The organism is Pseudomonas sp. BTN1, from assembly GCF_001907715.1.
GTDB lineage: Bacteria > Pseudomonadota > Gammaproteobacteria > Pseudomonadales > Pseudomonadaceae > Aquipseudomonas > Aquipseudomonas paracarnis.
On sequence record NZ_MPBM01000032.1, the window covers coordinates 127,007 to 144,215 of the forward strand.

The 17,209-nt window shown below is 61.8% G+C and carries 15 protein-coding genes; 8 read left to right on the forward strand and 7 right to left on the reverse strand.

The window, feature by feature from the left end:
* The first annotated feature begins 72 nt into the window (after window positions 1–72).
* Both zapE and BMH52_RS16930 read left to right on the forward strand, forming a co-directional pair.
* Complete coding sequence (gene zapE, locus BMH52_RS16925; protein ID WP_073844403.1) at window positions 73–1,167, forward strand: cell division protein ZapE; 1,095 nt, start codon at window positions 73–75, stop codon at window positions 1,165–1,167.
* A gap of 37 nt (window positions 1,168–1,204) precedes the next feature.
* On the forward strand, window positions 1,205–2,503 hold the full coding sequence (locus BMH52_RS16930; RefSeq protein ID WP_073844405.1) for a protein kinase: 1,299 nt from the start codon (window positions 1,205–1,207) through the stop codon (window positions 2,501–2,503).
* Between the two features lie 122 nt (window positions 2,504–2,625).
* Here BMH52_RS16930 and BMH52_RS16935 read toward each other — a convergent pair whose 3' ends face one another.
* On the reverse strand, window positions 2,626–3,330 hold the full coding sequence (locus tag BMH52_RS16935; RefSeq protein WP_003192227.1) for a YebC/PmpR family DNA-binding transcriptional regulator: 705 nt from the start codon (window positions 3,328–3,330) through the stop codon (window positions 2,626–2,628).
* Window positions 3,331–3,439: 109 nt separating this feature from the next.
* Window positions 3,440–4,765 (reverse strand): MFS transporter, encoded by a 1,326-nt coding sequence (locus tag BMH52_RS16940; RefSeq protein ID WP_020302353.1) that lies wholly within the window; start codon window positions 4,763–4,765, stop codon window positions 3,440–3,442.
* Between the two features lie 258 nt (window positions 4,766–5,023).
* Here BMH52_RS16940 and BMH52_RS16945 point away from each other — a divergent pair, with 258 nt between their 5' ends.
* Window positions 5,024–5,914: a LysR substrate-binding domain-containing protein gene (locus BMH52_RS16945; RefSeq protein ID WP_014718974.1), complete on the forward strand. Its 891-nt coding sequence runs from the start codon at window positions 5,024–5,026 to the stop codon at window positions 5,912–5,914.
* Here BMH52_RS16945 and BMH52_RS16950 read toward each other — a convergent pair.
* Window positions 5,890–6,744, reverse strand: coding sequence for a LysR substrate-binding domain-containing protein (locus BMH52_RS16950; RefSeq protein WP_014718975.1), 855 nt, complete (start codon window positions 6,742–6,744; stop codon window positions 5,890–5,892). The genes BMH52_RS16945 and BMH52_RS16950 overlap by 25 nt on opposite strands.
* Window positions 6,745–6,856: 112 nt before the next feature.
* Here BMH52_RS16950 and BMH52_RS16955 point away from each other — a divergent pair, with 112 nt between their 5' ends.
* From BMH52_RS16955 to BMH52_RS16965, 3 genes are all read left to right on the forward strand, one after another.
* Window positions 6,857–7,966: a 2-aminoethylphosphonate--pyruvate transaminase gene (locus BMH52_RS16955; protein WP_073844407.1), complete on the forward strand. Its 1,110-nt coding sequence runs from the start codon at window positions 6,857–6,859 to the stop codon at window positions 7,964–7,966.
* Window positions 7,967–7,993: 27 nt separating this feature from the next.
* Window positions 7,994–8,821: a phosphonoacetaldehyde hydrolase gene (phnX, locus tag BMH52_RS16960; RefSeq protein ID WP_073844409.1), complete on the forward strand. Its 828-nt coding sequence runs from the start codon at window positions 7,994–7,996 to the stop codon at window positions 8,819–8,821.
* A 114-nt stretch (window positions 8,822–8,935) separates the two neighbouring features.
* Window positions 8,936–9,490: a cytochrome b gene (locus BMH52_RS16965; protein ID WP_073844411.1), complete on the forward strand. Its 555-nt coding sequence runs from the start codon at window positions 8,936–8,938 to the stop codon at window positions 9,488–9,490.
* Between the two features lie 151 nt (window positions 9,491–9,641).
* On the opposite strand, the gene BMH52_RS16970 is transcribed toward BMH52_RS16965, so the two are convergent.
* Both BMH52_RS16970 and BMH52_RS16975 read right to left on the reverse strand, forming a co-directional pair.
* On the reverse strand, window positions 9,642–10,532 hold the full coding sequence (locus tag BMH52_RS16970) for a 1-aminocyclopropane-1-carboxylate deaminase/D-cysteine desulfhydrase (protein ID WP_073844413.1): 891 nt from the start codon (window positions 10,530–10,532) through the stop codon (window positions 9,642–9,644).
* A gap of 57 nt (window positions 10,533–10,589) precedes the next feature.
* Window positions 10,590–12,629: an NADPH-dependent 2,4-dienoyl-CoA reductase gene (locus BMH52_RS16975; protein ID WP_019819476.1), complete on the reverse strand. Its 2,040-nt coding sequence runs from the start codon at window positions 12,627–12,629 to the stop codon at window positions 10,590–10,592.
* Window positions 12,630–12,840: 211 nt separating this feature from the next.
* On the opposite strand from BMH52_RS16975, the gene BMH52_RS16980 reads away from it, so the two are divergent.
* A complete protein-coding gene (locus BMH52_RS16980) occupies window positions 12,841–13,971 on the forward strand; it encodes a carbon-nitrogen hydrolase family protein (RefSeq protein ID WP_072433882.1) in 1,131 nt (376 codons plus the stop codon).
* 4 nt (window positions 13,972–13,975) lie between these two features.
* Window positions 13,976–15,010, forward strand: a complete 1,035-nt coding sequence (locus BMH52_RS16985) for an AraC family transcriptional regulator (protein WP_019819480.1) — start codon at window positions 13,976–13,978, stop codon at window positions 15,008–15,010.
* Between the two features lie 366 nt (window positions 15,011–15,376).
* On the opposite strand, the gene BMH52_RS16990 is transcribed toward BMH52_RS16985, so the two are convergent.
* Together BMH52_RS16990 and BMH52_RS16995 are read right to left on the reverse strand one after the other, a co-directional pair.
* Window positions 15,377–16,168 (reverse strand): DUF2242 domain-containing protein, encoded by a 792-nt coding sequence (locus BMH52_RS16990; protein ID WP_014718983.1) that lies wholly within the window; start codon window positions 16,166–16,168, stop codon window positions 15,377–15,379.
* Window positions 16,169–16,256: 88 nt separating this feature from the next.
* Window positions 16,257–17,156, reverse strand: coding sequence for a LysR family transcriptional regulator (locus tag BMH52_RS16995; protein ID WP_177345096.1), 900 nt, complete (start codon window positions 17,154–17,156; stop codon window positions 16,257–16,259).
* Window positions 17,157–17,209: the final 53 nt, after the last annotated feature.

Genomic DNA, 17,209 nt, shown 5'->3' on the forward strand with positions numbered 1-17,209 from the left:
GCCCTTCACCATTGGTCAAATGGCATCGGGCGTCCTACAGTGAGCGACCACCGTAATACAGAGTGTTTATTCTTGGCCGTGCTTGCCCTGCTCCAGCGCCTGCTGGGTAAAAAAACCGACGCCTCGGACGCCTCGCCTATCCCGGCGTATTTTCAAAAAAAGGCCGTACAACAGGGCTATACCCTCAGTGATGGGCAAATCCGGGCGATTACCGCCCTGAATCGCGAAGCTCAACACCTGCTCAACGGCCAGGCCACGCGCAGCCTGTACCTGCATGGCCCGGTGGGGCGTGGCAAAAGCTGGCTGCTGGATGGATTTTTCCAGGCACTGCCCATCGCCGAGAAGCAACGTGTGCATTTCCACACTTTCTTCGCCCGGCTGCACCAAGGCATGTTCCTGCACCGCGGACATGATGATGCTCTGGGCGTCACGCTGGACGAGCTGCTGGCCGGCTGCCGAGTGCTGTGTTTCGACGAATTCCATGTGCACGATATCGGCGATGCGATGCTCATCAGCCGTTTGTTCAAGGCCCTGTTCCAGCGCGGTGTGCTGGTGTTGGTGACCTCCAACTACCCACCCGAAGGCTTGCTGCCCAATCCGCTGTATCACGAGCGTTTCAAACCGGTGATCGAGCTGATCGCCGCGCGCATGGAGGTGCTGGAAGTCAGTGCGCCTCAGGACTTTCGCAGCCTGGCCCAGGCCCACGCGCAACAGCGCTTCACGGGCGGCCAGTACGTCTGGCCAGGTACCGCTGGACAGCGTGAAAGCCTGGGCCTGCCTGCCACAGATTGCCCGGCGCAAACCCTGAAGGTCGGCACTCGGCAGTTAACGTGCCGAGGCCATCAGGCACGAACCATCGCGTTCACCTTCAATGACCTGTGCGAACAACTCACGGCGGTCATGGATTACCTGTTGTTGTGCCAGGACTTCGACCACTGGATCATCGACGGCCTGCCGCAGTTGGCCGAATGCCCCATCGCCGTGCAACAGCGCTTTATCAATCTGGTAGACGTGCTCTACGACCAGGACAAGCAACTGACGCTGATCGGCCATCAGCCCTTGGATAAATGCCTGGAAGGCCAAGCCATCGACCTCGCCCGCACCGCCAGTCGCCTGCGCCAATTGCAGACGCTGTGCCCGCAAACCGCGTCCGAGCCGCTATCATGAGCGCCTTTTACGCCCTCTTCCGAGCACCGCGCCCTGCATGAATACCCTCGCCCAACTCAAGGCTGGCCAATTGGCTGGCGTTACGCGCCTGGACCTGGCCTGCGGGCTGACCGAGTTTCCCCGGGAAATCTTCGAACTGGCCGACTCGCTGGAAATCCTCAACCTCACCGGCAACGCCCTGAGCAGCCTGCCCGACGACCTGCACCGCCTGACGAACCTGCGCGTGCTGTTCTGTTCGGACAACGCCTTTACCGAACTGCCGCAATGCCTGGGCCAGTGTGCAAAACTGAGCATGATCGGCTTCAAGGCCAACCAGATCAGCCAGGTAGCCGCTGCCGCCCTGCCGCCACAGTTGCGCTGGCTAATCCTCACCGACAACGGCATCAGCCAATTGCCCGATGAACTGGGCGAACGCCCCTTGCTGCAAAAGCTGATGCTGGCCGGTAACCAGTTGACCGACCTGCCGCCAAGCCTGGCCCAGTGCCAAAACCTGGAGTTGATCCGCATCGCCTCCAACCGCCTCACCCACCTGCCGCAGTGGCTGCTGACCCTGCCGAGCCTGACCTGGCTGGCCTACGCCGGCAACCCGGTGGAAATGGCCGTGCAGGTGAGCAGTGATGAGGCGACGCCGAACATCGCCTGGCAGGAACTGGACATGGGCGAAGTCCTTGGCGAAGGCGCTTCGGGGATTATTCGCAAGGCGCTGTGGAAACCCCGGGCGTTGCCGGTCGCGGTCAAGCTGTACAAGGGCACCATCACCAGCGACGGTTCACCGCTGCATGAAATGCAAGCCTGCATCGCTGCTGGCCTGCATCCCAGCCTGATCAAGGTTGAAGGACGCGTCGTCGGCCATCCCGATAACCAGGCCGCCCTGGTGATGGAGCTGATCGACCCCAGTTACCGCAACCTCGCAGCCCTGCCGAGCCTGGCGTCGTGCACGCGGGATGTCTACGCACCCACCACCCGTTTCAGCCTGGACGTAGCACTGCGCATAGCGCGGGGCATTGCTTCGGTGGCGGCGCACCTGCATCGGCGCGGCATTACCCATGGTGACCTGTATGGTCACAATATTTTGTGGAACGCAGAAGGTGATTGCTTGCTGGGAGACTTTGGCGCGGCCTCCTTCCATGCCACGGCGGACACGTTGGAAACCCGTGCGCTGCAGCGTATTGAAGTGCGCGCGTTCGGAGTGTTGCTGGGGGAATTGTTGGAGCGGGTTGAGGCCAGTGACGAAGGCTTGCAGGCACTGCAACAACGCTGCTGCCAGCCGGATGTGCTGGCGCGGCCGAGCTTTGAAGAAATTGAGGTCTTGCTCGAATCTATGCAACACCACTAAACCAATGTGGGAGCGGGCTTGCTCGCGAATGCGGTGGAACAGCCAATACATCTGTTGACTGTCACACCGCATTCGCGAGCAAGCCCGCTCCCACAGGTTGACCGCGTGTAGTCAGGTAGAAATCAGCCCGCCAGGCCGACAAACATATCCTGCACATCATCATGGTTGTCCAGGCCTTCCAGGAACGCCTCGACTTCTGCCATCTGCTCATCGGTCAAACCGCTGACCGGGTTCTTGGAGATATAACCCAGCTTGGCCGACAGCACGGTGAAGCCCTGCTCCGGCAAGGCCTTCTGCACAGCATCCAGGTCGGTGGTTTCGGTAATGAACAAGGTGGCGCCTTCTTCACCCTCTTCAAAGTCCTGGGCGCCGGCTTCGATGGCGGCCATTTCTGGATCGGCGTCTGGCGTGTCCGGCGATGCTTCGATCAGGCCCACATGGTTGAAATCCCAGGCCACCGAACCGGAAGCGCCCAGTTGGCCCTTGCGGAAGGCCACGCGGATTTCCGCCACGGTGCGGTTGATGTTGTCGGTCACGCACTCGACGATCAAAGGCACCTGGTGCGGCGCGAAACCTTCGTAGGTCACGCGGTGGTATTGCACGGTCTCACCGAGCAGACCGGCGCCCTTTTTGATTGCGCGGTCCAGGGTTTCCTTGGGCATCGAGGCTTTTTTGGCCTGTTCCACCACCAGGCGCAGGTGCGCGTTGGTCGCGGTATCGGCGCCGTTGCGGGCGGCGATGGTGATTTCTTTCACCAGCTTGCCGAAAATCTTGCCCTTGGCATTGGCTGCCGCTTCTTTATGTTTGACTTTCCACTGTGCGCCCATGACTCACTCTCTTATTTCCATCGCGCCGAAACGTCTACTGGCCGGCGCTTTGGGGGCAGAGTTTATAGCGCGAGAACGCTTCGTTCCACCAAAAAACCGGCCAGGGTACTCAGGTGCGCAAGGGTTTGATCACCGCATTGCGGTCCGGCACAAAATCCCCCGCCTGGGCCAGTACGGCGGGCCTGGCATTCCAGTAGGGCATCAGCACCAACGAAGAAAACAGCGCCGCACCGGCAAACACGATAAATACCGTCACGGTATCGAAATAGCCTGGCAGCAAACCACCCAGAATCGCCCCCACCGAACCGCAGCCGTTCACAAAACCCGCGGCGGTAGCGCCGGCCTTGGCGGTGCCGAAGTCGATGGCCGCCGTGCTGCTGATCATTGAGTCGGGCCCATACAGCGTCAGCCCCATGACAAACAGCAACGTCATCACCAGCACCACACTGCCGGTGTGCAGCGCGCCCATGAAAAGCGCCAGGGCAACCGTCAGCGCCAACAGGCTCAGCACACAGGCGGGCATGCGCCGGGCGCCGAACAGTTTGTCGGAGGCCAGGCCGATCAACACTGGCCCCAGTAAACCAGCCAACTCAAACGCGGTGGGCACGATGGCGGCGCCGACCTTGCCCACCGACGGCATCTGCTCGTAGACGATCACCGGCCCCCACAACAGAATCGCGTAGCGCGCCGGCTTGAGCAGGAAGTACGCCAGCCCCAGGGTCAACACTGTGCGGTTACGCAGGATCGCGCGCAGGGGTTCGAGTACGCTGACGCGCTGCTGGGCGGCCAACTGCTCGGCGCTCAGCACCGGCTCAGGCTCGACTGCCGGCAAGCCCACATCCTGCGGGGTATTGCGCTGGAACATAAAGAACAGCACGGCCACCACCGCTACCACTGCGGCACTGGAAATAAACGCCGCATGCCAACTACCGATCAGCGTATAGGCCCACCAACCGGCAAACGGTGACGCGACCAATCCGCCGAACGCGTAACACGAACTCCATAACCCCAGCACCCGCCCCCGCTGCTGGGCCGGGAAGAAACTGCCGAGGTTCTTGCACAGCCCCGACCAGCCAGTGGACTGGGCCAAGCCCTGTACCAACATGCAGGTAACAAAGATCGGCAAGGTGGCAAAGGTGCCCATCACCAGCGCTGCGCCTGCGGAAATCAGCAAGCCACCGAGCACCACCACCCGTGGTCCAAAGCGGTCGGCAAGCATGCCCCAAGTGAACTGGCCTACGGCATACGCGGCGAGGTAGAGCCCATCCAGGTTGGCCATCATCATTTTGTCGAGGGGGAAACTCGGGTCGTCGCCGATCCCCAGCTTCGCCACTGAAAACGCTTTGCGGGTGAAATAGAACGCGGCATACGCCAGCCAGGTGATGGCAAAAATCTGCACGCGCCAACGCTTGATGCTACCCATAGGGATATTCATGGTGGTTCTGACCTCAGGTGTGAGTGTGCCGGCAGAATCGAAAGAAAACGCCTGTTGTTTTTATGGTTGAGCACTGCAATGCCGGGCCTTGGAGAGCGCGGTATTGGTCAGATGGGTGCGGTGTGCCTGCCCCCATGGCAGCCGTGGTTGTAGGACTCAACCTACGGCGACTGAGGCGCATGAAAGCAATGGCTGACTCATAGGTAAAATCGATTTATCGTATTTCAAATATAAGCCCAGCTTGTAAGAGGACGCGCTATGTCGGTTTCCCATGCCCAGCTCAAAGCCTTCCATGCGGTGGCCATTCACGGCAGTTTTACCGGGGCGGCCGAACGCCTGTTCCTGACCCAGCCTGCGATTTCCGACCAGGTGCGCAAACTGGAAGAGCGCTTCGGCGTGTTGCTGTTCCACCGCAACAAGCGCTCGGTGCGCCTGACCGATCTGGGTGAGCGCCTGCTGGGCATCACCCAGCGCCTGTTTGTGATCGAAGCCGAAGCCGAAGAATTGCTGCAGGATTCGCGCGCCCTGCTCACCGGCACCCTCACCCTGGCGGTGGATGCACCCGTGCACGTACTGCCGCAGATTGCGCGCTTCTGCCAGCGCTACCCTGGGATCAGCGTGAAAATCGAAACCGGCAACACCGATGAGTCGCTGTCGCGCCTTTACAACTACCAGGCCGACCTGGCGCTGTTGGGGCGCGATGTCGATGATCCGCGCCTGTTGTCACTGCCGCTGCCCGACGATCAACTACTGGCTTTTGTCGCACGTGACCATGCCTGGGCCGGGCGCGAATCGATCTGCCTGGCCGACCTCGATAACACTCCGCTGGTGCTGCGGGAAACCGGCTCGGTCACCCGTCAAACCCTGGAGCAGGAAATGCGCCAGGCCGGCCTGCGCATTCGCCCGGCCATCCAGGTGGAAGGCCGCGAAGCCGCCCGGGAAGCCGTGGTGGTGGGAATTGGCGTGGGCGTGGTGTCGGCGGCAGAGTTCGGCGCCGACGCGCGGGTATACGCCATGCCGATCCGCGATTGCACACAACGCATGAAAGAAACCCTGGTGTGCCTGAAAGAGCAGAGTTCACGCCGCGTGGTCGCGACCTTCCTGGAGATCGTGCGTGAGAGCCTTCACGCCAACTCGAAAAACGCCTGAATCAAGCGCAGCGAGCGGCGCCGCTCCATGCAGCCGAGCATGTGCCGGTTCAGCAGGCCATCGCCCAGGATCGGTACCGCCTGTACACGCGGGTCCGGGCTGACCTCCATCGACGACACCACGCCCACCCCTAACTCTGCCGCCACCGCTTCGGTCACGGCTTCACGACTGTCCAGTTCCAGCAGCACCTTGGGTTGCACATTCGCCGCCAGGCACGCGTCATCAAAAGTGCGGCGGGTGATGGAGCTCGGCTCGCGCAGCACCATGATCACCTCATGCAGCTGCGCCAGTTCAATACCGCTGGCCTGCCTGGCCCACGGATGCGCAGCCGGCACCAAGGCGCAAATCCGTGACTCGTCCAGGGGTTGCAAGTGCAGGCCATTGCGCGGCTCCACCTCGGTGAGCACCGCCACATCGGCATGTTCGGACAGCAGCGCCGCCAGGGTTTCCTGAGCATTGCCCAAACGCAGGTTCACGGTAATGCCAGGGTAGCGCGCGCGCAGGCTGGCGATCATCGGCATGACCAAGTGAGGGCCGTCCGCCGCCACTTCCAGGCGCCCGGTGAGCAACTGGCGGTTGGCCTCCAGCATGGTTTGCGCCTCGTCGACCAAACCGAAGATCGCCCGCGTGATGGCCGCCAGGCGTGCGCCCTCCTCGGTCAACTCCACCCGGCGGGCGGTGCGGCGCAACAGCGGGATCTGGTAGTGCTCCTCAAGCGCCTTGATATGCCCGGTCACTGCCGGCTGGCTGATAAACAGCCGAGCCGCCGCGCGGGTAAAACTGCCCTCACGGGCCACGGCATCGAATGCACGCAGTTGGAACAGGTTCATCGTTATCGGCCTCACTGATAGCTCGCATAACAACAAACAATTTGATTGATGACAAGCCAAACTGCAATTTAGGCGCCGTAGCTTGAACCCCAACACCTTGCGAGGATTTGACATGCCCACTGCCGCGCCGATCCTGTTGACCCCCGGCCCCCTGACCACCTCGACCCGCACCCGCCAGGCGATGATGGTGGATTGGGGGTCGTGGGACGACCGCTTCAACCAGCTCACAGCCAGTGTGTGCACGCAGCTGCTGGCGATCCTCAACGGTGCGGACAGCCACCACTGCGTGCCGCTGCAAGGCAGCGGTACCTTCGCCGTCGAAGCGGCGATCGGCACCTTGGTCCCCCGCAATGGCAAGGTGCTGGTGTTGATTAACGGCGCCTACGGCAAGCGCCTGGCGAAAATCTGCGAGGTGCTTGGCCGCGAATTCAGCACCTTTGAAACCGCCGAAGACGAGCCCACCACTGCCGCCGATGTGGATCGCCTGTTGAGCTCCGACAGCGCCATCACCCACGTCGCGCTGATCCATTGCGAAACCAGCACGGGCATTCTCAACCCGTTGCCGCAGATCGCCGAGGTGGTCAAACGCCACGGCAAGCGCCTGATCATCGACGCCATGAGTTCCTTCGGCGCGCTACCGATTGATGCCCGTGAAATCCCCTTCGACGCGCTGATTGCCGCCTCGGGCAAATGCCTGGAAGGCGTGCCGGGGATGGGCTTTGTCTTTGCCGAAAAAGCGGCGCTGGCTGCGTCCCAGGGCAACTGCCATTCCCTGGCGATGGACCTGTTCGACCAGCACACCTATATGGCCAAGACCGGACAATGGCGCTTCACCCCGCCGACCCACGTGGTCGCCGCCCTGCATGAAGCCTTGCTGCAATACGCTGAGGAAGGCGGCCTGCCCGCCCGCCATCAACGCTACGCGGACAACTGCCAGGCACTGCTGGATGGCATGGCCGCGCTGGGCCTGCGCAGCTTTCTGCCGGCGGCAATCCAGGCGCCGATCATCGTCACCTTCCACGCCCCAAAAGACCCGCGCTACCAGTTCAAGGAGTTCTACGAACGGGTCAAGGCCCAGGGTTTCATCCTGTACCCCGGCAAATTGACCCAGGTGGAAACCTTTCGCGTGGGCTGCATCGGCCATGTCGACGCAGCCGGCATGCGCGCGGCGGTCGAGGCCATCGCCGAGGTGCTGCAAGAAATGGAAGTGTTGGACATTTGACCCCCCCATTACCACAGGATCTGAACCATGAACTATCAAAACCCCAACACCCTCCAGGCCGTTATCCTCGACTGGGCCGGCACCGTGGTCGATTTCGGCTCCTTCGCCCCCACGCAGATTTTTGTCGAGGCCTTCGCCGAGTTCGACGTGCAGGTGTCTATCGAGGAAGCCCGTGGCCCGATGGGCATGGGCAAGTGGGACCATATCCGCACCCTCTGCGACCAGCCGCAGGTTGCCGAACGCTACCGCAAGGCGTTCGGCCGCACGCCGACCGACGACGATGTGAGCGCCATTTACCAGCGCTTCATGCCGCTGCAGATCGAGAAGATCGCTGAACACTCGGCCCTGATCCCCGGCGCCCTCGACACCATTGCAGCGCTGCGGGCGCAAGGGATCAAGATCGGCTCCTGCTCCGGCTATCCCAAGCAAGTGATGGACAAGGTCGTGGCCCTGGCCGCCACCAACGGCTATGTCGCCGACCACGTCGTGGCTACCGACGAAGTCCCCAACGGTCGCCCTTGGCCGGCCCAGGCACTGGCCAACGTGATCGCCCTGGGCATTGATGATGTGGCCGCCTGCGTGAAGGTCGACGACACCGTGCCGGGCATTCTTGAAGGTCGCCGTGCCGGCATGTGGACCGTGGCCCTGACCTGCTCGGGCAATGCGCTGGGCCTCACCTACGAGCAATTCCGCGCCCTGGACAGCGACACACTGGCCAGCGAGCGCCAGCGCATCGAGGCGATGTTCGAAGCTTCACGTCCACACTACCTGATTGACACCATCACCGATCTGCAACGGGTCATCAGTGACATCAACCAGCGCCTGGCCCGCGGGGAAATGCCGCAGGCCTACTGACCGAAGTCAAGACAAGGGCATTGGCAACAAGCGCAGCGCTCAAAACAGGCATACAGTTAATGCACTCCATCGCTAAAGAATGGAGGTATGCCCTGATGAGTGAGGAACACAGCGATGCCGTGGAAAAATTCCGATACGCGCTACAGCACTATGTCCATTGCGTTGCACTGGTTGATGGTGGTGCTGCTGGCGGTGGTCTACGCCTGCATTGAACTGCGCGGGCAATTCCCCAAAGGCAGCGGCGCACGCACGCTGATTGTGGAAATGCACTTTATGCTCGGCCTTACCGTGTTTGTGCTGGTATGGCTGCGCCTGTTCGCACGCAGCCTGGGGGTGGCGCCGAAGATCGTGCCGGCACCGCCGCAATGGCAGAATCTGCTGGCGAAGCTGATGCACTGGGCGCTGTATGCGTTGATGATCGGGTTGCCGATTGCCGGTTGGTTGATCGTCAGTGCCAAAGGGCATTCGGTGATGTTCTATGGAATGGAATTGCCGCCGCTGATCGCGGAAAACAAGGCGCTGGCCGAGGAGATTGAAGGCTGGCATGTGCTGTTCGGCCAGGTCGGCTATTGGTTGATCGGGCTGCATGCACTGGCGGGGATCTTTCATCATTATGTGGTGCGCGATAACACGGCGCTGCGCATGATGCCGGGTGGGAGGAGGCTTTAAGCCAACCCATTCATCGACTGAACTCAGGCCATCAGTTAAGCGCAACTCCCCTGTGGGTGCGGGCTTGCCCGCGAAGGCGGTGTGTCAGCCACAGTATCTCCTATTGCACTACCGCTTTCGCAGGCAAGCCCGCTCCCACAAGGGGTTTGCGTCAGTCGCTGAAGCCTCGGCGGCCTTGCAGGCCGCCGGTGTGGATGAAGATCAGGCGCGTGCCGGGGGCAAAGCGTCCGGCCTCGATCTGCTGTTTCAATGCCAGCAGCGCCTTGCCGGTGTAGAGCGGTTCCAACGGTAGACCGCATGCTTGCTCGGTGCACTGGATGAAGTCCAACAACAGCGGATCGACCTTGGCAAAGCCACCGCGACTGGCGTCCAGCAACGCATAACCGTCCTGCACGATAGCACTCACGTTCTGCGCTACACCGTGATCATCCGGCACCGCCAGAGCACCATACACCCGATGCGCACCCGCCTCCGCCAGTGCCAGCCCCGCCACTGTCGTGCCGGTACCTGCCGCCAGCCACCAGGCGTCGTAATCGGTCCAACCGACGCTGCCCAACTGCGCCCGCGCCTGCTCGACCAACACGCCACAGCCCTGCGCACCGGCCAGCCCACCGCCGCCTTCGGGTATCGGATGGAGGTGGGGATATTGTTCGCGCCAAGGCAGCCAAAAGCCCGGCTCGTGGCGTGCGCGATAGCCGCCATAACCGAGCCAATGCAGTTGCATGCCGAAGGCCTTGAGGTCGAGCACCGTGGGTGTGTCTTGAGGATGGCCGCGCAACAGGCCGACGGTGGGGAAATCAAAGCGCTTGCCCGCGGCCGCCAATGCGTGCAGATGATTGGAGTAGGCTCCGCCGAGGCTGATAATACCTGACGCTCCGGCATCGCGAGCCTGGGCCAAGTGCTCGGTGAGCTTGAACCACTTGTTGCCGCTGATCAGCGGATCGATACGGTCCAGGCGCAGCACGGCCAGCTCGACTCCGTTCAGCCAATCCAGCTGCAAAGATTCAAGGGGCGCGTGGGGCAGCCAGTCGAAAGGACCCATGTGGGCGCATCTGCATGAAAAAAGGGGCGGTAGTCTAACACCGCCCCTATTGTCGCCTTACAACTCGGCCGCCAGGCGCGAGCCCTGGTTGATGGCGCGCTTGGCGTCCAGTTCGGCCGCCACATCGGCGCCGCCGATCAGGTGCACGTTCTGGTTGGCCGCGACCAGGCCGTCGTGCAATTCGCGCAGCGGGTCCTGGCCGGCGCAGATGACGATATTGTCCACCGCCAGGACTTGCGGCTCGCCCTCAGCGCCGATGCGGATATGCAAGCCTTCATCGTCGATCTTCAGGTACTCAACGCTGTTGAGCATCTGCACCTGCTTGTTCTTCAAGCCGGTGCGGTGGATCCAGCCCGTGGTCTTGCCCAGGCCGTCGCCCACCTTGGAAGCCTTGCGTTGCAGCAGGAACACTTCACGGGCCGGCGCGTGGCGCTCGGGTTTGATCCCGGCCACGCCGCCACGGGCTTGCAGTTGGGTGTCGATGCCCCATTCTTTCCAGAACGCCTCGCGATCCAGGCTGGTGGAGACGCCTTGGTGCACGAGGAATTCAGACACGTCAAAACCGATGCCACCGGCGCCGATCACCGCCACGCGCTTGCCCACCGGCTTGCGCTCAAGGATCACGTCCAGGTAACTCAGGACCTTGGCGTTGTCGACACCGGGAATCGCCGGGGTACGCGGTGCGATGCCGGTGGCCAGGATCACCTCGTCATAACCACCCGCTACCAGTTGCGCAACGTCCACACGGGTGTTGAGGCACAGCTCGACGTGGGTGGTCTGCAATTTGCGCTTGAAATAACGCAGGGTCTCGAAGAACTCTTCCTTGCCCGGCACGCGCTTGGCGATATTGAACTGGCCGCCGATCTCGCTGGCCGAGTCGAACAAGGTCACTTGATGTCCGCGCTCGGCGGCCACGGTGGCAGCGGCCAAACCCGCAGGGCCTGCGCCGACGACCGCGACCTTTTTGATCTGCTTGACCGGCAAGTAATTGAGCTCGGTTTCGTAGCACGCCCGCGGGTTGACCAGGCAGGTGGTGAGCTTGCCGCCAAAGGTGTGGTCCAGGCAGGCCTGGTTGCAGCCGATGCAGGTATTGATCTCATCAGCGCGCCCGGCAGCGGCCTTGTTGACGAACTCGGGGTCGGCGAGAAACGGCCGCGCCATCGAGACCATATCGGCGTCGCCTTCGGCCAGGATCTGCTCAGCAATTTCCGGAGTGTTGATGCGGTTGGTGGTGATCAGCGGGATCTGTACCGAACCGCGCAATTTGGCCGTGACTTTACTGAACGCACCACGGGGTACCTTGGTGGCGATGGTCGGGATGCGGGCTTCGTGCCAGCCGATACCGGTGTTGATGAGCGTCGCGCCGGCCTGTTCGATGGCTTTGGCCAACTGCACGATTTCTTCCCAGACGCTGCCGCCTTCCACCAGGTCGAGCATCGACAGGCGGAAGATGATAATGAAGTTCGGGCCTACGGCTTCGCGTACCCGGCGCACGATTTCCACCGCCAGGCGCATGCGATTTTCAAAGCTGCCGCCCCAACGGTCGGTGCGATGGTTGGTGTGGGCGGCAAGGAACTGGTTAATGAAATAGCCTTCGGAACCCATGATTTCGACGCCGTCATACCCGGCGACCTGGGCCAGCAGCGAGCAGGTGACAAAATCCTGGATCTGCTTTTCGATGCCCTCTTCATCCAATTCCTTGGGCTTGAACGGGTTGATGGGCGCCTGGATAGCGCTCGGTGCCACCTGCTTGGGGCTGTAGGCGTAACGCCCAGCGTGGAGGATCTGCATGCAGATCTTGCCACCCGCGTCGTGCACGGCCTGGGTGACGATCTTGTGCTTGCGCGCCTCTTCTTCGGTGGTCAGCTTGGCTGCACCGGCGTACACGCCGCCCTCGTCATTGGGGCCGATACCGCCGGTGACCATCAGGCCCACGCCGCCACGGGCACGCTCGGCAAAGTAAGCGGCCATACGCTCGAAACCGCCGGGCTTTTCTTCCAGGCCAGTGTGCATCGAGCCCATCAGGGTACGGTTGCGCAAGGTGGTAAAACCCAGGTCCAACGGGGCCAGCAGGTGCGGGTAGGCAGCAGCGGTCATGGTACAGCTCCACAACGGATCATCACGGGACGTGGCGCACTCGAACGGCGTGCCATCGGTTTATGTCCCACAGACTAAGAGGCGGTGGACCACGGCTCAATGACTGAAACTGACAAGTTATTGATCCAAATGCACAGCGCCCCTTGGCAAGCCACGCCATGGGCCCTACCCTAGTCGCGAACCCTGCACCTGGTCTGTTGTCTGTTGCCCCATGCGTAAACTTCTAGCGTTCACCGTCATCATGGCCCTGGTTGCCTCCCTCGCCGCGTACTTGGTCTGGACCCAGGAGCGCCCCGTGGCGCATTACCTGTCCGACCTGCGCATCACCCTCGCCGTCAACGAGGGCGAACCGGCCGACCGGGGCAACCTGCTGGGCATCCAGCCGGAACTGTTCCCTGCTGATTACCAAAGCCTGGAACGCCTGCACCTGAAGCTGTCGGCCTACCTGCAAAATGCCCGGGACCTTGGGCTGATCAATGCCAAGACCGTGGTGGTGCTGCCGGAACATATCGGCACCTGGCTGATGCTCGGCGCAGAGAAGAATGAGCTGTACCAGGCCGCTCACCTCAAGGACGCCATGAACTGGCTGTCGATCAGCAACCCGCTGCAATTTGCCAAAGCCTGGATCAGCGCCACCGGCGACAACCGCATGGACGATGCATACCTGCGCATGAAAGCCCCGGCCATGGCCCGCGACTATCAAGTGTTGTTTGGCGGCCTCGCCAAAGAATTTGGCGTGACCCTGGTGGCCGGCTCCATCGCCCTGCCCAACCCAAGCGTGATCCAGGGACAACTGGAGATCGGCCACGGCGCGCTGTACAACGCCAGCGTGGTGTTTGCCGCCGACGGCTTGCCGCTGGGCCAGCCGCAGCGCCAGCTTTACCCGATCTACGATGAGCGTGGCTTTATCGAGCCGGGCGATGAGCATGTCGTCAACGTTGTCGACACCCCCGCCGGGCGCCTGGGCATCCTGGTCGGCAGCGACAGCTGGTACCCGGACAACTACCGCAAGCTCAACGAGCAAGGCGCGCAATTGATCGCGGTACCCGCTTTTGTCACCGGCCGCGATACCTGGGAGCGTCCGTGGCGCGGTTTCAAGAGCGTATCTACGCCCTCAGAAGTGAGCCTCAAGCCCGAAGAAACCAGTGAGGGCGCGGCCTGGCGTCGTCTTACCCTGATCAGCCAGCCACCTGTCAGCGAAGCCACCGCGGGCATGAGCGTCTTTCTGCGCGGGCAATTCTGGGACCTGGGCAGCGCCGGCCAGAGTTTTCTCAGCCGCAATGGGCAAGTCTTCGCCGATGGCGACGCCCGTGGTGCGCGCTTGCTGAATATCTGGCTGTAGCGCCTTGAAGCCGGTGCGCCTGGGGGATCTGTCGGTGGGCTTCGTGCACACCCTGGCCGACGCCATCCACAGCCACGGCCTGGACCCACAGCCCCTGCTGCTGCAATACGGCCTTGATCCAGCTCGCCTGGCTGAGGCCGGCGCACGCTTGTCGATCCCGCGCTACATGCGCCTGGGCCACGCGGCCATCCAACTGACCGGCAACCCCGGCCTGGGCCTGCGTATGGGCCAGCTCAGCCGCTTGAGCCAGGCTGGTCTTGCCGGCGTCACTGCCGCTCAAGCGCCTACAGTGCGCGAAGCGGCGCGCACGCTCACACGCTTTGAAGCGCTGTACGGCTCCAACTATCGCGGGCAATCAAGCTTTCATGAAGACGCTGAAGGCGCGTGGCTGCGGTTTTATTCCATCAGCCCCTATAACGCCTACAACCGCTTTGTGGTGGATTCGATCATCGCCGGCTGGCTGCAGCAATTGTCTGGCCTGGCGCAACAGCCGGTGCAGGCCCAGCGGATTGAAATCGAATTCGACGCGCCGGACTACCACGACCACTACAGGGTGTTGGGAGAGGGCGTGGTCCACTTCGGCGCCGAGGTCAATCAACTGCGCCTCAGCCAACCCACCCTGGCGCTGCGCAACCCGCAGCATTGCCCAAGCACCTGGCACCTGTTGCTACAGCTGTGTGAAAGGGAATTAGAGCAATTGACCCGCACCCGCAGCCTGCGCGAGCGCATTACCCGTTTGCTCGGGCCGATGCTCAATGGCGGCCGGGAACCCGACCTGGAGGAAGTGGCGGCACGCTTGAAGCTGCCAACCTGGACATTGCGGCGCAAACTGGCCGAGGAAGGCACGCAGTTTCGCGCGATCCTCAATGACACCCGTCGCGACCTGGCCATGACCTACATTCGCGATACGGAACTGGCGTTCGGCGAGATCGCCTACTTGCTCGGTTTTGCTTCGGCCCAAGCCTTCCAAAGGGCCTTCAGACGCTGGAACAACCAGACCCCAGGGGAATTTCGCCGCAGTCAGCGGCATTCCGCCTGAAGTCAGCGTTACAGCTCGGTGGCATCGTCGACCGGATCCAGCGGGTCCAATTCGAATGCCTGGTACTCCAGCAGCTCTTCCTGGTAATCGTCCATGGTGGACTCCTTTTCGTGTTGAAAGCGGTTGCAGATTAATGACCTGCGAACCCAGCCTAAAGTGCCGTCATGACGAAAAAATGTCGACGTCGTGACATTCCTGCTCTTCAGGATTAAACGTAGCGGCGATCACTGGATTTAACTTAACCGCAACCTCGGTCAAAATGTGGGAGCGGGCTTGCTCGCGAAAGCGGTGTGTCATTCAACACACCTGGCGACTGTTACGCCGTATTCGCGAGCAAGCCCGCTCCAACAGTAGAAGAGCATTGCGTTATTGCGCAGGCATCGGAAGCGGTGGAATCGCTTCTGTCGGGGCCGGCAAGGCAGGATCAGTCGGCGCCGGCGCAACCGGAGCGGGCTCTGTCACCGGTGCAATCGGTGCAGCCTCAGGTGGCGGCGCAAGCGGCTCTGCAGCGGCAGGCGCTACAGGCACCTCCTTCGGCGCTTCGACCTTCTCGGGTGCCGGAGCGGCCTTGGGTTCAGGCACGCCCAGGTCAGCCTTGGGCTGCTCGGGGATATGCTCGGCCTGCTTTACTTCCTGCGGCAGGAACACGTCCACCAACGCAAAGTAACGCTCGTAGAACTTCGGTGCCGAGACGGTCTCGCTTGCCACCTTCACCATCGAGTCGTCGGTGGAGCCAATCGGCATCGACACCGAGCCCAGCACGCCTACACCGAGGCTCGCGGAGTTGTTGACCTTCTTCAGCGCATAGCGGTCCTGCAAGGCATTGGCAAACATCGTCGAGTGATTGCTGCCCTTGCCATCAGCAGCGCACACCACATTGAAACTGATCTGCAGGTGGGTCTCGCCGGTCTGCTGGAAACTCTTGTTGCCGGCCACCAGTTTCGGATCGCTGCTGGTGATAATGTAGCCCTGGCTCAGCAGGGCACGGCGCGCAGCTTCACAGGCCGCCACATCGCTGACCGGGTAATCGCGGGAAAACGTACCGGAATCGTCGAAATTCTCATGTTCATAGATAGCGGTCTTGGGTGACGAGCAGCCCGCGGCGCCCGCCAGCACCAGCGCCAACCCGAGATTGCGCAAGTGAAATGATGTCGACATTGAAAATCCTGAAGAAAACGGTCCGGACGGTATTGTGCAACAGAACGCGACATTGAAGCGCGATTCCTGTCGGTAAAACATCTCAAGCTCAGACAGCGGCGTCAGTAGGAAAAAGCCCGGCGCACATATGATCGATAAAGGCCCGCAGCTTGGCCGAAGCATGGCGATTGGCCGGCCACAGCAACCAGAAACTGCCGCGATGTTCGAGGTGCTCATCCAGCACCCGTCGCAAACGCCCATGTTGTACGGCCTGGTTGACCATGTAGTCCGGCAGGCACGCAATGCCCAGTCCTTCTTGCACCACATGATTGAGGGACTCGATGGTGGTGCTGACCAGCGGTGCGCGCAGGTTCAGTTCCGCAGCCCCCGGGACAGGACGCAGTGGCCAGGGCTCCAGCTTGCCGGTGGCGCAGAATTTGTGCCGCAGGCAGGCGTGATGATTCAGGTCCTGTGGCCGATGGGGCGTACCATGCTGGTCGAAATAGCCGGGCGTACCGACGAGAACCAACTGGTAATGCCCTAGATGGCGCACCATCAAGCGCGAATCTTCTGGCTTGCCGGTGCGAATCACCGCGTCGAAGCCCTCCTCTATCACGTCCACCATGCGGTCGGAAAAATCCACATCCAACTCAATGTCCGGGTAGGCGCGCATAAAATCGCTGATCACCGGCATCAACAAGCCGCGCACTTGGGGCACACTGATCCGCAGCTTGCCGCGAGGGCTGGCAGTGACCTCAGTCAACTCCTGTTCGGCCGCCTCCAGTTCCGCCAGGATGCGCCGCGAACGCTCCAGGAACAGCGCGCCCTCGCTGGTCAGGGTGATACTGCGGGTGCTGCGATGAAACAACCTGACGCCCAGGCGCTCCTCCATCCGCGCAATGCTTTTACCCACCGCCGACGATGACACGCCCAGTACGCGGCCCGCAGCGGTAAAGCTGAGGGTTTGCGCGACCTGCACAAAAACCGAGAGGCTGCCCAGATTGTCCATGGTGATGCCTTTGCCGATTGCGGACATCAACGTCCGATAAGTTCGGAACCTTA

Bases quoted from the DNA above. Each gene is read 5' to 3' on its own strand.
- BMH52_RS16930 (WP_073844405.1), top strand. From the start codon at position 1,205: ATGAATACCCTCGCCCAACTCAAGGCTGGCCAATTGGCTGGCGTTACG.
- BMH52_RS16935 (WP_003192227.1), bottom strand. From the start codon at position 3,330: ATGGGCGCACAGTGGAAAGTCAAACATAAAGAAGCGGCAGCCAATGCC.
- BMH52_RS16940 (WP_020302353.1), bottom strand. From the start codon at position 4,765: ATGAATATCCCTATGGGTAGCATCAAGCGTTGGCGCGTGCAGATTTTT.
- BMH52_RS16945 (WP_014718974.1), top strand. From the start codon at position 5,024: ATGTCGGTTTCCCATGCCCAGCTCAAAGCCTTCCATGCGGTGGCCATT.
- BMH52_RS16950 (WP_014718975.1), bottom strand. From the start codon at position 6,744: ATGAACCTGTTCCAACTGCGTGCATTCGATGCCGTGGCCCGTGAGGGC.
- BMH52_RS16955 (WP_073844407.1), top strand. From the start codon at position 6,857: ATGCCCACTGCCGCGCCGATCCTGTTGACCCCCGGCCCCCTGACCACC.
- phnX (WP_073844409.1), top strand. From the start codon at position 7,994: ATGAACTATCAAAACCCCAACACCCTCCAGGCCGTTATCCTCGACTGG.
- BMH52_RS16965 (WP_073844411.1), top strand. From the start codon at position 8,936: ATGCCGTGGAAAAATTCCGATACGCGCTACAGCACTATGTCCATTGCG.
- BMH52_RS16970 (WP_073844413.1), bottom strand. From the start codon at position 10,532: ATGGGTCCTTTCGACTGGCTGCCCCACGCGCCCCTTGAATCTTTGCAG.
- BMH52_RS16975 (WP_019819476.1), bottom strand. From the start codon at position 12,629: ATGACCGCTGCTGCCTACCCGCACCTGCTGGCCCCGTTGGACCTGGGT.
- BMH52_RS16980 (WP_072433882.1), top strand. From the start codon at position 12,841: ATGCGTAAACTTCTAGCGTTCACCGTCATCATGGCCCTGGTTGCCTCC.
- BMH52_RS16990 (WP_014718983.1), bottom strand. From the start codon at position 16,168: ATGTCGACATCATTTCACTTGCGCAATCTCGGGTTGGCGCTGGTGCTG.
- BMH52_RS16995 (WP_177345096.1), bottom strand. From the start codon at position 17,156: ATGGACAATCTGGGCAGCCTCTCGGTTTTTGTGCAGGTCGCGCAAACC.